The sequence below is a fragment of the Mycobacterium sp. C31M genome, from assembly GCF_053345865.1.
The window spans coordinates 302785-317104 of the sequence record NZ_JBKFAX010000001.1 but is presented as its reverse complement, the minus strand read 5'-3'; the positions used below and the strand labels follow the sequence as shown (position 1 = coordinate 317104).

The 14320-nt window shown below is 67.6% G+C and carries 15 protein-coding genes; 3 read left to right on the top strand and 12 right to left on the bottom strand.

Annotated features, from left to right (window positions below; translation table 11 throughout):
* Positions 1 to 263: 263 nt before the first annotated feature.
* Positions 264 to 1451 (bottom strand): PucR family transcriptional regulator, encoded by a 1188-nt coding sequence (locus tag ACLBYA_RS01460; RefSeq protein ID WP_447707570.1) that lies wholly within the window; start codon positions 1449 to 1451, stop codon positions 264 to 266.
* 100 nt (positions 1452 to 1551) lie between these two features.
* Here ACLBYA_RS01460 and ACLBYA_RS01455 point away from each other — a divergent pair, with 100 nt between their 5' ends.
* Entirely contained in the window at positions 1552 to 3066 is a 1515-nt protein-coding gene (locus ACLBYA_RS01455; protein ID WP_447707569.1) for a flavin-containing monooxygenase, read from the top strand.
* Here the strand turns inward: ACLBYA_RS01455 and ACLBYA_RS01450 are convergent.
* Together ACLBYA_RS01450 and ACLBYA_RS01445 are read right to left on the bottom strand one after the other, a co-directional pair.
* Positions 2984 to 3817, bottom strand: a complete 834-nt coding sequence (locus ACLBYA_RS01450; RefSeq protein WP_447707568.1) for a class I SAM-dependent methyltransferase — start codon at positions 3815 to 3817, stop codon at positions 2984 to 2986. The genes ACLBYA_RS01455 and ACLBYA_RS01450 overlap by 83 nt on opposite strands.
* Before the next feature lie 10 nt (positions 3818 to 3827).
* Complete coding sequence (locus ACLBYA_RS01445; protein ID WP_447707567.1) at positions 3828 to 4658, bottom strand: class I SAM-dependent methyltransferase; 831 nt, start codon at positions 4656 to 4658, stop codon at positions 3828 to 3830.
* A gap of 31 nt (positions 4659 to 4689) precedes the next feature.
* On the opposite strand from ACLBYA_RS01445, the gene ACLBYA_RS01440 reads away from it, so the two are divergent.
* Both ACLBYA_RS01440 and ACLBYA_RS01435 read left to right on the top strand, forming a co-directional pair.
* Positions 4690 to 5133: a PPOX class F420-dependent oxidoreductase gene (locus ACLBYA_RS01440; RefSeq protein WP_447707566.1), complete on the top strand. Its 444-nt coding sequence runs from the start codon at positions 4690 to 4692 to the stop codon at positions 5131 to 5133.
* Between the two features lie 19 nt (positions 5134 to 5152).
* On the top strand, positions 5153 to 5323 hold the full coding sequence (locus ACLBYA_RS01435; protein WP_447707565.1) for a DUF5302 domain-containing protein: 171 nt from the start codon (positions 5153 to 5155) through the stop codon (positions 5321 to 5323).
* Positions 5324 to 5378: 55 nt separating this feature from the next.
* On the opposite strand, the gene ACLBYA_RS01430 is transcribed toward ACLBYA_RS01435, so the two are convergent.
* The 9 genes from ACLBYA_RS01430 to ACLBYA_RS01390 all read right to left on the bottom strand — a co-directional run bounded on the left by ACLBYA_RS01430 (position 5379) and on the right by ACLBYA_RS01390 (position 14295).
* Complete coding sequence (locus ACLBYA_RS01430) at positions 5379 to 6587, bottom strand: MFS transporter (protein ID WP_447707564.1); 1209 nt, start codon at positions 6585 to 6587, stop codon at positions 5379 to 5381.
* 114 nt (positions 6588 to 6701) lie between these two features.
* A complete protein-coding gene (locus ACLBYA_RS01425; RefSeq protein ID WP_447707773.1) occupies positions 6702 to 8282 on the bottom strand; it encodes a solute symporter family protein in 1581 nt (526 codons plus the stop codon).
* A 47-nt stretch (positions 8283 to 8329) separates the two neighbouring features.
* Entirely contained in the window at positions 8330 to 8620 is a 291-nt protein-coding gene (locus tag ACLBYA_RS01420) for a DUF485 domain-containing protein (protein ID WP_447707772.1), read from the bottom strand.
* Positions 8621 to 8794: 174 nt separating this feature from the next.
* Complete coding sequence (locus ACLBYA_RS01415; RefSeq protein WP_447707563.1) at positions 8795 to 9511, bottom strand: DUF2306 domain-containing protein; 717 nt, start codon at positions 9509 to 9511, stop codon at positions 8795 to 8797.
* A 55-nt stretch (positions 9512 to 9566) separates the two neighbouring features.
* On the bottom strand, positions 9567 to 10160 hold the full coding sequence (locus tag ACLBYA_RS01410; RefSeq protein WP_447707562.1) for a TetR/AcrR family transcriptional regulator: 594 nt from the start codon (positions 10158 to 10160) through the stop codon (positions 9567 to 9569).
* Between the two features lie 35 nt (positions 10161 to 10195).
* Positions 10196 to 11938, bottom strand: a complete 1743-nt coding sequence (locus tag ACLBYA_RS01405; protein WP_447707561.1) for a sodium/solute symporter — start codon at positions 11936 to 11938, stop codon at positions 10196 to 10198.
* Positions 11935 to 12294, bottom strand: coding sequence for a hypothetical protein (locus ACLBYA_RS01400; RefSeq protein ID WP_447707560.1), 360 nt, complete (start codon positions 12292 to 12294; stop codon positions 11935 to 11937). The genes ACLBYA_RS01405 and ACLBYA_RS01400 overlap by 4 nt, the downstream gene beginning before the upstream one ends.
* Positions 12287 to 13063, bottom strand: coding sequence for a LytR/AlgR family response regulator transcription factor (locus ACLBYA_RS01395; RefSeq protein ID WP_447707559.1), 777 nt, complete (start codon positions 13061 to 13063; stop codon positions 12287 to 12289). The genes ACLBYA_RS01400 and ACLBYA_RS01395 overlap by 8 nt, the downstream gene beginning before the upstream one ends.
* Positions 13060 to 14295, bottom strand: coding sequence for a sensor histidine kinase (locus ACLBYA_RS01390; RefSeq protein ID WP_447707558.1), 1236 nt, complete (start codon positions 14293 to 14295; stop codon positions 13060 to 13062). Before ACLBYA_RS01390 ends, ACLBYA_RS01395 begins: the two co-directional genes overlap by 4 nt.
* Positions 14296 to 14320 lie beyond the last annotated feature (25 nt).

The following is a 14320-nucleotide window of genomic DNA, read 5'->3' as shown; positions in this document are numbered from 1 at the left end:
TATTCAACGTACGCAGTCGATTTCACATCCAACTGGGTCTGCGAATAAGTCAACTGTATTGCCATGTGTAATTCGGCAAATTAGTCGCAGTGTCAAAGTAATGTGGCGGTTTGTTGACGGGGAAGCGGGCGCCTTGCGTGTTTCTTGCCATTCTCGCTCGGTGTCGAATATTTCCGCATTCGGTGCCGAAAATACACTGAGCGACGCGGAGCAACGTGGTACCCCGGTCTGGATGCCATCGACTGATGGCATCCAGCAACGGATCATCCCGTCCAGCGCAGAACATCCAGGGCCACCGCGACATTGACGCTGCTGTCGGCCAACGGTGTGGGCAGCAGGTCCTCGGCGCGAGCCAACCGGCGCAGCAGCGTGTTCCGATGGGTGAACAGCTGCGTCGCCGCCCGGGCGGCATTGCACTGCGCGGCGACGAAAACCCGGACCGCTTCCTGTAATTCGGCAGGAGCTCGGGCGAAGTCACCCAACACGCGGTCGACGAACTCGGTAGCCCGGTCCGGGGTGGCGGTGATCAGCGCGACCAGTTCGACATCGGTGAACCAGGCGATCTGCTGCCGGGAGTGCAGCCGAGCGACCATCTGTTGGGTGGTGATCGCCTCGAGATGGCTGCGTCGGAACCCGTCCACACCGGCACCGGTGGTGCCGACGGCCACCCGCACATCGCCGACGGCACCGGTGAGGGCGGTCGCGTCGATCGGACCAGGCACCCAGACCCACCGGGTCGCGCTGCTGGGCAAAACACTGAGCGGGCGGCCGCCGGCGGCACGCCCGACCGCCTCGGCGACGCGGTCCAGGCGCGCCAGATCGCCGGCATGCCCGTCGATCCACAACACCGCCGCGGTGTGACTGCCGGTCAGCGTGTAGCCGAGCCGACTCTCGGCGCGGGCCCGTGGGATCGGTGCGCCCTCCAGCAGCAGTGCCACGGTCTCGCGGCGCTCGGCATGCGTGCCGTGGGTGAGCTCGTCACGCTCGGCGTCGATCTGCGCGGCGATACCGGCCAGTGTCGCATCGATGAAGGCGCTGATCGACCGGGAGCAGGTCTGCAGCAGGTCGTGCAGTTCGGTCGGATCCGAGGTCAGTTCGAACGCGATCTCCATCAACCGCCGCCACGCCACCGCCTCGCCGACCCGGTAGGCATCCAGCGGAAACGCGCTGACGCCGCGGCGGACCAGTTCGCGCGCGATGCTCAGCGGCTCGGGCCCGGTGTTCGGCGGTACCGGGGCGCCCGGATCGCGCACATTGGCGCTGCCCCAGAAGTACAGATTGGCCCGGTTGCTCAGGCTCACCGCGGCCGCCAGTTCCGGGTCTGCCGCGATGGTCGGGCTGGCGGCCAGCACCGCGGTGTCGAGTTCGTCGAGCCACTCGGGCCGTGCGTTGACCACGATCTGGGCGCACTGCCGGATCAGATCCTTCACCCGCGGTGACGGCTGGGTCATCTACGTAGCCTAGAGTGCTGATGCAGATGGCACCACCAATTGATGAAATTGGGTTGTTCTGCCCTATTCGAGTGGTGGCTCGCGCAGGCACCATCAGAGCATGGAACATGTTGACGTCATGATCGTCGGCGCGGGAATCTCCGGCATCGGCGCCGCCTACTACCTGCAGCGCGAGCATCCGGCCCGCACGTACACGATCCTGGAGGCCCGCGACGCCACCGGTGGCACCTGGGATCTGTTCCGGTATCCCGGGATTCGATCCGATTCCGATCTGCACACCTTCGGCTACGAGTTCAAGCCCTGGCGTGACGAGCATGCCATCGCCACCGCAGACAAGATCCTGGCCTATCTGCGGGAGACGGTTGCCGAGAACGGGATCGAGCAGCACATCAGGTTCGGCCACAAGGTGCTCGGCGCCGCCTGGGACAGCGCCACCGCCCGCTGGACCATCGACGCCGAATGTGACGGCGAGTTGCTCCAGTTCAGTGCGAACTGGCTGTTCTGCGCGGGCGGCTACTATCGCTACGACCAGGGGTTCACCCCGGAGTTCCCCGGCCGCGAGCGGTTCACCGGTCAGATCGTGCACCCGCAGCACTGGCCCGAGGACCTCGACTACACCGGCAAGCGGGTCGTGGTGATCGGCAGCGGCGCCACCGCGGTGACCTTGGTGCCGTCGATGGCCGCCACCGCCGCACATGTCACGATGCTGCAGCGCTCGCCGACCTATGTGATGCCCGTACCGTCGCGGGACCGGTTCGCCAATCTGGCCATCAGGCTGCTCGGCGCGGACCGCGGTTATGCCCTGGCCCGCCGCAAGAACATCGCCAAATCCCGCGGTGTGTATGTGTTCTGTCAGAAGTTCCCGGTCGCCGCGCGCCGGCTGATCCGCCGGATCAACGCGGCCAAACTGCCCGCCGGTTATCCGGTCGACGAGCATTTCAACCCCACCTATGACCCGTGGGATCAGCGGCTGTGCGCGGTGCCCGACGGCGATCTGTTCGATGCGATCAGTGCCGGTAGTGCCTCGGTGGTGACCGACCGCATCGACACGTTCACCGAGACCGGCATCCGGTTGGCGTCGGGCCGCGAACTCGATGCCGACATCATCGTGACCGCCACCGGCCTGAACATCCAATTGTTCGGCGGGATGACGCTCACGGTCGACGGTGAGCGCGTCGATCCGGCGAACACGGTGGCGTACAAGGGCATCATGCTGTCCGGGATACCCAACTTCGCGTTCGCGTTCGGCTACACGAACTCGTCGTGGACGTTGAAGGTGGGTCTGTTGTGCGAACACTTCTGCCGACTGCTGACCTACATGGATGCCCACGGTTTCGATGCGGTGCACCCCGAGGTCGACGATCCCGCGATGCCGACGCGGCCGCTGCTGGACTTCGCGGCCGGCTACGTCCAGCGGGCCATCGACGAGATACCCCGCCAGGGTGTGGACGGGCCGTGGGTCATGACGATGAACTACACCGTCGACGCCGAGGTGCTGCGCAACGGTCCGGTCACCGATGATTGCCTGCGGTTCAGCCGAATTCCAGCCGGGTCAGCACCGGCCGCACCGGGTCGAGCACCGGCAACCGGTGCGCAGCCCACAGCAGTGCGTTGAGTACCGTGCCGCGGCCGGTCGGCATCGGGATGTCGTGCACGGCACGCACGCCCGGCACGGTATCGGCCAGCTCGGCCGCATCCGAGACCGACAGGCTGAACGGCATCGGCGGCACCTTGTAGCGCAGCGACGGGCGTAGCAGTCCCTGCCGGGCCCACCAGGCGAACCAGTACGGCGGCAGGTCGAACATCATCTGCCCACCGGGGAATCGTCTGGCGCACTCGGTGATCAGGCCCAGCGCCTCGGAGGGCTGCAAATACATCAGCAGCCCTTCGGCGGTGATGAAGACACCTGCATCGGTGTCCACCTGGTCCATCCAGCCGTAATCCAGCGCCGACTGGGCGCTGACCGAGATCCGCTCCGAGGCCGGCAGCAGCTTCTCCCGCAACGCGACGATCGGTGGGAAGTCGACAGTGTGCCAACGGAAATGGTGTCCGACATCGCCGGCGTCGAGTCGGTAGAAACTCGTCTGCAGGCCCTCGGCGAGCGCGACGACGGTGGCCGCCGGATGGTCGCGTAGGTATTTCTTGGTTTCCCTGTCAAAGGCCAGCGCGCGCAGCGCCATGTCCTGACGGCCGACAAAACCGAACTTGGCGAAATCGAAGTCGATGGCGTCGACCAGTTCGACGGCGACCGGGTCGTTGATGATGCGGTCGTCGCGGCGGGCTTCGGTGGCGCGCACCTTCAGCGTCAGCAACGCGGTCTCGGATACTCCGGTCAGGGCGCTGGCATCGGCGCGCGGCGAGGTCACCCCACCGACCCTACCGAGTGGCGCCGAACTCCAGCAGCGTCACGCTGGGGCGCGACCGTCGGATGGCACCGATCCGGTCCAGGGCGGACAGACCGGCCACCCGCCACAGGCCACGACCGGGCGGCAGGGTGATGTCGCGTGCCGAGCGCACCCCGTCGATGGTGCCGGCCAGCGCCAGCGCCTCGTCGGCGGACAACGCGAACGGCATCGCCGGGGTGAGGTAGCGGTCGGACAGGCGTAACCCGGTCAACGTCTTGCGGCTGAACCAGTGCGGAATCGAGTCGAACATGAACTGGCCGCCGGGGAACCGCGCGGCGCAGTCGGCGATCAGACCCAGCGAATCCTCTGGCTCCAGGTACATCAGCAGACCCTCGGCGGTGATGAACACCCCCTCGGAACTGTCGACCCGGTCCATCCAGCTGCGGTCCAGCGCGGACTGGGCCAACTCGACGATCCGGTCGTCACGGGGCAGCAACTTGCGGCGCAACTCCATGACCGGCTCCAGATCTATGGAATACCAGGTCAATTCGTCGGCAACGCCGGCCCTGGCCAACCGCCAGAAGCTGCTCTGCAGGCCTTCGGCGAGCGCCACCACCGATGCCTTCGGGTGCGCGGTCAGGTAATCGGTGGCGGCAGCATCGAACGCGCGGGCGCGCAGCGCGTGCGACTGGTTGGGCTTGCCGAACTTGCGGTAGTCGTAGTCGATGGCGTCGAACAGGCTGACCGCCCACGGGTCGCGGATCACCCCGTCGGATCGCTTGGCCTCGGTGCCGCGGTTGTGCAGCGTCCACAACGTCGTCGCGGACACCCCTTCCAGACTGGTTCCGTCGATCCGACTCATGTCATCGATCGTAGAGTCGTACGCTCGTCGTATGGGGCGCCTCGTTTTCGACGACAAGCTGTTGGCACTGATCAGCGGTAACTCTCTCGGCGTGCTCGCCACGATCAAACGCGACGGCCGGCCGCAACTGTCCAACGTCTCCTACTGGTTCGACGCCCGCAACGGCGAGATCCAGGTGTCGATCACCGAACCGCGGGCCAAGACCCGCAACCTGCGCCGCGACCCGCGGGCATCGGTGCACGTGTCTGCCGACGACGGCTGGTCCTACGCCGTGGCCGAAGGGGAGGCCGTGTTGACCCCGCCGGCTGCGAATCCGGCCGATGACACGGTCGAGGGGTTGATTGCCTTGTACCGCAACATCGCCGGGGAGCACCCGGACTGGGATGACTACCGCCGCGCGATGGTCGATGACCGGCGGGTGCTGCTGACCTTGCCGATCAGCCATCTGTACGGGATGCCGCCCGGACGTAGGTGACAGGTCTAGGCTGACTCCCATGGCCGACGAGACTCCCGAAGACGACACCAAGCGCAAGTTCCGGGAGGCGCTGGAGCGCAAGAAGGCGCAGGCGGCCGGCGGCACCTCACACGCCGACGGCGGCCGCAAGCAGTCCAAGGCCCATGGGGTGGCCGAGAACCGGCGGGAGTTCCGGCGCAAGAGCGGCTGAGAACCTGCGATTTGTGGAGTGTGCGTAGGAATGATTCCTACGCACACTCCACAGATCACGCGCGCTTCTCCTGGACCAGCACCGCCGCCAGGCAGGCGACGGCGAGCAGGCCGACGATGCCCGCGAACACCTCGCCGGCCACCTGCAGGCCCCAATGCTGGGCCGCGGCGCCGAAGCTGATCACCGGCACCGACAGCGCGACGTAGGCCACCAGGAAATAGGACGAGCTGACTTCGGCGCGGCGCTCCGGCGGGGTTTTGTCCTGGATGGCGGCCAGCCCGCGGCCGAAGCTCAGTCCCTGGCCGATGCCCGCGACCACCGCCGCCACGATGAGCCCCCACAGCGACGAGAAGACCAGGGCCGCAACCATCATCACCATCGCCACCACCAGGGTGGCGCTGCCCGCCGCGATGGCACGGGGCGGCGCGATCAGCAGGGAGACGGGCTGGGTGGCGGCGGCGGCCAGCACCATCAATCCGGCGATGGCGCCCGCCGCGGCGTGATTGTGCACCCCCATCAGGTGCGCCACGAACGTCGGCATGACCGAGGCGAACAGGGCGTTGACCGCGAAGGCGGCGAACGCGGCGGTGGCGGCGACGGCGAACACCGCGCGGGTCTGCGGCGGAATCGACAGCCGTTGAATGCACAGCCGCCCTTGTCGTTCCGACGTTTCCGGTGCCAGCAACACCGCGGCGGCGGCGACGGTGACCAGCACGATGTGCACGATGAAGCTCAGCTCCAGCGGGGCGGGGGCGTACTCGATGAGAATTCCGGCGACCAACGGGCCCAGCCCGAGGCCACCGAGGTTCGCGATGGTGGCCACCGCGGCGGCCCGGGGCCGCCAGGCCGGGGCGGCAGCTTCGATGATCGCCGCCGTCGCGGTACCGGTGAAGATGCCCGCCGACAGACCGGACAGCACCCGGCCGACCAACAGGACCGGCACCGAGTCGGCGAACAGGAACACCGCCGAACTGACGATCGCGAGCAGCGCACCGGCGAACAGCAGGGGCCGGCGCCCCAGGACATCGGACCACCGGCCGAAGAGCAGCAGCGCGGCCAGCACCGCGCCGGCGTAGGTGGCGAAGATGACGGTGGTGGTCAGCACCGTGAAGTGCATCCGCTCGGAGTACAGCTCGTACATCGGGGTGGGCATGGTGGCACCCAACATCACGACCATCAGCGCGTAGGTGAGCAGGGCGAACCCGTAGCGTCGGGTGGGAGCGGGGCTGTTGATGTCGGGGTTCGCGTTCTGCAGGGTCGTCACGATGTCACACAACGCGGTGGTCCGCGTCTGGCTTCCAGGGCACAGTACATCCACAGAAACGAAGGACGGGGCAGACCCCTATGGGTCTGCCCCGTGCCTACGGGTTCAGCGATGTCAGTGTGCGACCGCCTTCTCGGCGCCCACTCCGGTCAGGGAGCGGACCTCCATTTCGGCGTCGATGGCCGGGTCACCGGTGTCCTTGGACGTCAGCGTGCCGATGATGCCGAGCGCGAACGCCAGCGGGATCGAGACGATGCCGGGGTTGGCCAACGGGAACCAGGCGAAATCCGCGCCGGGGATCATCGAGGTCTTGCTGCCCGACACGGCGGGCGAGAAGACGATCAACACGATGCACGAGATCAGGCCGCCGTACATGCTCCATAGCGCGCCGCGGGTGTTGAACCGCTTCCAGTACAGCGAGTACACGATGGTCGGCAGGTTGGCCGAGGCGGCGACGGCGAAGGCCAGCGCCACCAGGAAGGCGACATTCTGTCCGTTGGCCAGGATGCCCAGTCCGATCGCCAGGATGCCCAGCACCACCGCGGTGATGCGCGACACCTTCACCTGCTCGTCCTCGGTCACCTTGTGCGACTTCAACACTGAGGCATAGATGTCGTGGGCGAAGGACGCGGATGCGGTGATGGTCAGGCCGGCCACCACCGCCAGGATGGTGGCGAACGCGACCGCGGAGATGATGCCGAGTAACACCACACCGCCGAGTTCCAGTGCCAGCAATGGGGCCGCGGAGTTCACGCCACCGGCGGCGCCGAGGATGCGGTCCGGGCCGACCAGGGCCGCCGCGCCGTACCCGAGCACCAGGGTGAACAGGTAGAACGCGCCGATCAGGCCGATCGCCCACACCACGCTGCGGCGAGCTTCCTTGGCGGTGGGCACCGTGTAGAAGCGCATCAGCACGTGCGGCAGACCCGCGGTGCCGAGCACCAGCGCCAGGGCCAGGGAGATGAAGTTGATCTGGCTGGTCAGCGAGCCGCCGTACTGGGCGCCGGGGGCCAGCACATCGCGGCTGGCGACACCCTCGGTGGTGGCTCCGGAGATGGCGGTCTGGGCGGAACCCAGGATCTCGGAGAAGTTCATCCCGAACTTGGTCAGCACCAGCACGGTCATGAAGCCGGCACCGGCGATCAGCAGCACGGCCTTGATGATCTGCACCCAGGTGGTGCCCTTCATGCCGCCGACCAGGACGTAGACGATCATCAGCAGACCGACGACGGCAATGACGATCGCCTGCCCGCTCTTGCTGTTGATGTTCATCAGCAGCGCGACCAGACCGCCGGCACCGGCCATCTGGGCCAGCAGGTAGAACAGCGACACCGTCAGCGTCGAGGTGGCCGCCGCGACCCGGACCGGCTTCTGCTTGAGCCGGAAGCTCAACACGTCGGCCATGGTGAATTTGCCGGTGTTGCGCAGCAATTCGGCGACCAGCAGCAGTGCCACCAGCCAGGCGACCAAGAACCCGATGGAGTAGAGGAAGCCGTCGTATCCGTAGACGGCGATGGCGCCGGCGATGCCCAGGAAGCTGGCCGCGGACAGGTAGTCGCCGGCGATGGCGACCCCGTTCTGCGTGCCGGAGAATCCACGGCCGCCGGTGAAGAACTCGGCGGCGGTGGCGTTCTTCTTGCTCGCCCGGATCACCACGACCATCGTCACGATGACAAAGAGGCCGAAGATGGCCATGTTGGCGACGGGGTTGCCGACCGCCTCGGTGGCGGCGAGGTAAGTGGTCACTGGGCCGGTCCTTCCAGCTCTTCGCGGATGGCGGCGGCGCGCGGGTCCAGCTCGCGGTTGGCGAACCGGACGTACAGGCCGGTGATGACGAAGGTCGTCAGGAACTGGCCGAGGCCGATGATCAGGCCGACGTTGACATCGCCGAACACCTTGGTGGCCATGAAATCGTGGGCGAACGCGCCGAGTAGAACGTAGAGGCCGTACCAGATGAGGAAGAACGCCGTCATCGGAAAGACGAACCGGCGCAATCTGCTACGTAGCTCTTGGAATTCGGGGCTCGCCTGCATGGCGATGAATTCTTGACCGGTAGGGGCCGGCCGGCTTTCGGTGGTGGGCACCGCGATGCTCCTGACTCTTCGAGTGTGAACCGCAACTAGGTGAGAGCGTATTGAGACTCACGTCACAACCGAAGTGTTCCCCCAGGTGAACATGCTGAAACGGGGTCGCGGTGCGGTGAACGGTCAGTCGGCGGCGATGAGCGGTCGCGGCGTTTTTGCGTTGCGCGCCAGGGCGCCGAGATCCAACCCGGGCAGCCCGCGGCGGTGGATGAGGATCTCGGCGATCACGATGTTGGGCAGCCAGCACAGGAACGGCACCGGGGCGTAGGCGTTGACCGCGGCGGTGGCCGGGTCCACGCCGAACGGGAGTTGGATGACCAGCAGGATCAGCAGCCACATCCGCAGTGTCGGCGCGGCATAACTGAGTGCGTAGCTGCGGATCATCCACGCTTGGTGGGCGGCGAAGTCACCGTCACGGGCGCTGCGGTAGCCGCGGTAGGTGGTCCAGATCCACAGCACCGCAAGGGTTCCGAAGCCGAAGAAGCCGAGTAGGGCGACCGAGCTGAAGAACGACATGGCGAACGCGGATACCCCGCCGATCGCCACCGCGCCGACATAGGTCCGTCCGATCCAGCGGTGTAGCCGCGGTGTGCGGCGGCGCAGGCGCTTGGAGAACTGGAAGCCGCCGATCAGCAGGGCCAGGCCCGCGAACACGATGTGGATGTAGAAGGCCACCTGGATGGCGACCGGCCGATCGGCGTAGGTCGAGGCGAGTCCGGTGTCGTTGTCGGCCAGTGCGGCCAGGGTGTCGGTGAAGTACTGGCTGGGGGCGTAGACGGCCACGGCAAGGCTGGTCAGCAGCACGGCGAGCCATGGGATCGAGCGACGGGCTGTGGGCATTGGGATCCCTCCGGAAGGTTAGTAACCTTACGGATGTAACTATACAGATGTAAGTTTATTCCGCCATGCGGTTGATCAACTCACGGCAGACGGTGTCGTCGTCGGCGAACCAGGGGAACAGCGGGGAGCTGGCGCGCAAGGTGACGTAACCGTGCATGCCGGTCCACAACAGGGTGGCGCGCTCGAAGGTTGCCTCGGAACCCGGGAGCTCGTCGACCAGGATTGCGAACGCCGCCGCGCCCTTGGTGGTGGCGAAATCGTGGCCGGTGTCAACAAGCTGACGCGCGCGTTCCAGGCTGCGGCGTCGCTCGAACAGCGTCAGATAGCGTTCGGGCTGGTCCAGTCCGAAGCGGATGTAGGCCAGGCAGACGGCGAACAGCCGGTCCTCGGTGGGAGCCTCGTCGCGGGCCTTCTCCAGCAGTTCGGTCAGTTCGGCGAACGTCTGCTGCACCAGGGCGTCGACGATCGCCTGACCGTCGGCGAAGTGCGCGTAGATCGACGGTGCCGAGATGCCGACCTCGCGTGCGACGGCCCGCAAGGTGACATCGTCCTCGTTGCCGGTGCGCTCCAGGATGCGCTGGGCGCCGGCCAGTAGCTCGTCCCGCAGCAGCGCGCCTTCGCCCCGGGCATTACGTCGTCGTCCCGCCATCGGCACCCCTTCGGTATAGGTAAACGGCCGTAAGGTTACACCTCGGGGGATTCGCGGGGCAGGCGCTCCAGGCCCATGCCGAGACGTTCGGGCACGTGCATGCGGGCGAAGATCTGCGCGACCTCGGGGGTGGCCCGGGTGAACCGACTGACGCCGATCATCGTGGCGAACGCCACCGGCACGCTGACCGCCGCCGGGTAGCCCACCATCACCGCCGGCCACCCGCCGAGCACGCTCTCGTCGACGCCACCGGTGATGGCCACCAGAACCGCGCCGCCGCAGACCAGCCCGCCGACCACCAGTCCGCAGGCCGCGCCGGCCGCCGTGAGCCCGCGCCACCAGATGCCGAGCACCAGCAGGGGGCACAGGGTTGAGGCGGCGACGGCAAACGCCAGGCCGACGGTGCGGGACAGCTCCAGATCGGACACCATGAGCGACAACGGGATCGGGATCAGCCCGCCGATCACCGCGGCCACCCGGAAATCACGGACCCGCCCGCGCAGCACATCGGTGGCCAGCGCGCCGGCGATACTGACCAGCAGTCCCGATGAGGTGGCCAGGAATGCCGCGATGGCACCGGCGGCGACCAGCGCCGCCAGCAGCTGGCCGAAGATCCCGCCGATCGCCGATCCCGGCGCCAACAGCACTGCGGCATCGGCGGTTCCGGTGATCAGCAACTGCGGGACATACAGCCGGGCGAACACGCCCAGCATGATGGGGAACAGATAGAACAGCGAGAGCAAGGCGATGACCGCCAGCGCGGTCCGGCGCGCGGCCCGGCCGTCGGGATTGGTGTAGAACCGCACCAGCACGTGCGGCAGCCCCATGGTGCCCAGGAATGTCGCGATGATGATCGAGAGCACCTGATACAGCGGATGCCCGCCGCCCAGTCCGGTGCCCGAGGTGATCCACTCGCTTCCGGTGCTCGGTGTCCCGGCGACCACCGGTGTCGCCGCCCCAGCTTCCAGCATCAGGCTGGTGCCCGCACCCAACGTGTGCTCGCCGGGTGAGCCGAAGCTGCTGTCGTGCACCGCTGTTCCGTCCAACTGTCCGGTCACCGTGATACCGGCCGGGTCGAGCACCTGCACCACAACATCGGTCTCGATCTGCACGGTGGTCCGCAGCTCGACACTCGGTGGCAGCGGCCCGCCCAGATCGCCGCGGTCGCTGATGAACAGCCCCAGCAGGGCCAGGGCGGGGATGGCGACCGCGGTCAGCTTCAACCAGTACTGGAAGGCCTGCACGAACGTGATCGACCGCATGCCGCCGCCCACCACATTGGTGATGACGATGCCGCCGACGAGTACCGGACCGATCCAGACCGGCATGCCGAGAAGGGTTTTCAGCGCCAGTCCGGCGCCCTGATACTGCGGGGCCAGATAGAACAGGCAGACCACCACCACCACGAGCATGGCGACCTTGCGCAGTCGCGGTGAGCCGAGCCGGAACTCGGCGAAATCCGGGACGGTGTAGGCGCCGGAGCGGCGCAGTGGCGCGGCGACGAACAACAGCAGGCCCAGATAGCCCGCGGTGAACCCGACGGGGTACCACAGGGCGTCGGCGCCGTACTTGGCGATCAGCCCGGCGACACCGAGAAACGATGCCGCGGAGAGATATTCACCGGAGATCGCGGCGGCATTCCAGCGCGGGCCCACGCTGCGCGAGGCCACCAGGAAATCTGAGGTGGTGCGCGACAGGCGCACCCCCCAACTGCCGATCACCACGGTGGCGATCGCCGCGGCCAGCAGCGCGGCCGCGGTCAGCGGGGAGCCGGTCACGGTTCGCTGTCGACGACGCGGACGAAATCGCGCTCGGCCTGTTCGGCGAGCCGCACGTACAGGCTGCCCACCCCGTAGAGCATCGGAAAGGACATCACCGCCAGCAGCAACCAGTTCAGCCGCATGCCCAGGACCGTCAGGTCGGGCACCGTCGAGGTGAGCGCCAGGATGCCCGCGACGGCGCAGACGACCACCACGGACAGGCGCAGGGCCAGGCCGAGTTGCGCGCGCACCAGGCCCCGCACCAGGGCGTCGCCGACCTGGGTCTGTTCCTGGACCTCGACCCGGGTGCGGACCATCCGGGCACCGCGCCGATGGGCGAGCACCACGCGCTGCCTGGGCGGGCGGTCATTCATCGGTGCCCGCGGGTTTGAGGTTGCGCATCGGGTCGCGGACCAGGCGGTCGCGCAGTTCGCGGGCCTGGCGTCGGCTCACCGGCAGCTCGACGGCGGCCGACGAGCCGTTGGCGCGCAGTCGCACCAGTACCGCGCCGTCTGCGGTCCGCAGTCCGGTGACCAGCCGCAGCGACACCAGATACGACCGGTGGATGCGCTGGAATCCGTGATCGCGCCAGCGGGTTTCCAAGGTGCTCAACGGTATTCGCACCAGATGCGCGCCGGTCGCGGAGTGTAGGCGAGCGTAGTCGCCCTCGGCTTCGACCCAGCCGATGCTGTCCCGCGGCACCAGATGGGTGATCCCGCCCAGTTCGGCGGGTACGACATCGGAGTCCGGAACGTCCTCCGCCGGTGGTTCATTGGTGCGGGCCGTCACCACCCGCCGGACCGCCTCGTCGAGGCGGTTCTGCCGGATCGGTTTGAGCAGATAGTCCACCGCGCCGACATCGAAGGCCGCCACGGCCTTGTCATCGTGGGCCGTCACGAACACCACCGCCGGTCGGCTGGCGAAGTTGGTCAGCACCCCGGCCAGTTCGATCCCGGACAGGCCGGGCATGTTGATGTCCAGGAATACCGCATCAATGCTGTGCTGGTTGAGTTCGCGCAGCGCGGAGGTGGCGTCACCGGCGGTGTACACGGTGCCAATACAGGGATGCTCGCCCAGGAGATAGGCGAGTTCGTCGAGGGCAGGGGCCTCGTCGTCGACGGCGAGCACGGTCAGCTTGGTCATGCGGGGAAGCCCCCGTCGGCGCGCACCCCGGAACGGAATTTCGGTACCCGCATGATGACCTTCGTTCCTGCCCCGATCGCCGTCTCGACCACCAGACCGTAATCGTTGCCGAAGGCCGCCCGCAGCCGATGGTCGACATTGGTCAAGCCGACGTGGGCGGACTGGTCGGTTCCGGCGGGCTGGAGCGAAGCGACCGGGGGATCGGGTGGGGCGGCCAGCGCGTCGCCGTGCCCGGCGCGCAGGGTGTCGGGATCCATTCCGGCGCCGTCGTCCTCGACGGTGATGACGCAGTCGGAACCGGCGTCGTTGGCGATGATCTCGACCGAGCCGCCGCCTTGGCCGGCCAGTCCGTGCCGCACGGCGTTCTCCACCAGCGGCTGCAGTGCCAGGAACGGCACCACCACGTTGAGCACCTCGGGGGCGACCTGCAGGCGCACCGTGAGCGCCGTGCCGAACCGGGCCCGTTCCAGCGTCAGGTACCGGTCGATATTGCGCAGTTCGTCGGCCAGCGTCGTGTACTGCCCGGCTGCCCGGAACGAGTAGCGGGTGAAATCGGCGAATTCCAGGATCAATTCACGGGCCCGGGTGGGATCGGTCCGCACGAACGACGCGATGGTGTTGAGCGCGTTGTAGATGAAGTGCGGGCTGATCTGGGCGCGCAGCGCCAGCACCTCGGCCTTGTCCAGACGGGCGCGGGAGGCGTCGAGTTCGGCGAGTTCGATCTGACTGGCCGCGTAGCGGGCGACCTCACCGATGGCGCCGAGCATGCCCGGGCCGGGGGTGCCGGTGGTGACCACCACCAGGACCCCCAGGACATCACCGGACTCGGCGAGCAGTGGCTGGGCGATGACGGTGTGCGGGCCCGCACTGCTGAGCACCCGGCGTTCACCACCGATCGAGTCGGCGGCGGTGGTGGCGCAGATATCGGCGATCTCCGGCCGCCAGATGAACTTGTCGGCGGGATCGGTGGCCAGCAACACGCCGTCACCGTCGAACAGGCCGAGGCCGTCGGTACCGGTGAGATCGCGCAGGAACGGCGCTGCGGTGGCGGCGGATTCGGTGTCCAGGCCACGGCGCAGTGCCCGGGCGGCCAGCGAGGCGGTGTGCAGGGCCGCGTGCACGGCGCGTTCGGTGGGTGTCGCGACAACGCGCCGGGTGCGCACCACGACCACGGCCGCGGCCGCCGCCAACAGCAGCGCCGCCGCCAGCGCCCATGCGAACTGACCCGACATCGTGGCGCCAACCCTATGCTGGCGC

Excerpts from the sequence above, each read along its gene's own strand:
- ACLBYA_RS01455 (WP_447707569.1), top strand. The coding sequence starts at position 1,552 with ATGGAACATGTTGACGTCATGATCGTCGGCGCGGGAATCTCCGGCATC.
- ACLBYA_RS01445 (WP_447707567.1), bottom strand. The coding sequence starts at position 4,658 with ATGAGTCGGATCGACGGAACCAGTCTGGAAGGGGTGTCCGCGACGACG.
- ACLBYA_RS01435 (WP_447707565.1), top strand. The coding sequence starts at position 5,153 with ATGGCCGACGAGACTCCCGAAGACGACACCAAGCGCAAGTTCCGGGAG.
- ACLBYA_RS01390 (WP_447707558.1), bottom strand. The coding sequence starts at position 14,295 with ATGTCGGGTCAGTTCGCATGGGCGCTGGCGGCGGCGCTGCTGTTGGCG.
- ACLBYA_RS01410 (WP_447707562.1), bottom strand. The coding sequence starts at position 10,160 with ATGGCGGGACGACGACGTAATGCCCGGGGCGAAGGCGCGCTGCTGCGG.
- ACLBYA_RS01395 (WP_447707559.1), bottom strand. The coding sequence starts at position 13,063 with ATGACCAAGCTGACCGTGCTCGCCGTCGACGACGAGGCCCCTGCCCTC.
- ACLBYA_RS01420 (WP_447707772.1), bottom strand. The coding sequence starts at position 8,620 with ATGCAGGCGAGCCCCGAATTCCAAGAGCTACGTAGCAGATTGCGCCGG.
- ACLBYA_RS01440 (WP_447707566.1), top strand. The coding sequence starts at position 4,690 with ATGGGGCGCCTCGTTTTCGACGACAAGCTGTTGGCACTGATCAGCGGT.
- ACLBYA_RS01415 (WP_447707563.1), bottom strand. The coding sequence starts at position 9,511 with ATGCCCACAGCCCGTCGCTCGATCCCATGGCTCGCCGTGCTGCTGACC.
- ACLBYA_RS01425 (WP_447707773.1), bottom strand. The coding sequence starts at position 8,282 with ATGGCCATCTTCGGCCTCTTTGTCATCGTGACGATGGTCGTGGTGATC.
- ACLBYA_RS01400 (WP_447707560.1), bottom strand. The coding sequence starts at position 12,294 with ATGAATGACCGCCCGCCCAGGCAGCGCGTGGTGCTCGCCCATCGGCGC.
- ACLBYA_RS01460 (WP_447707570.1), bottom strand. The coding sequence starts at position 1,451 with ATGACCCAGCCGTCACCGCGGGTGAAGGATCTGATCCGGCAGTGCGCC.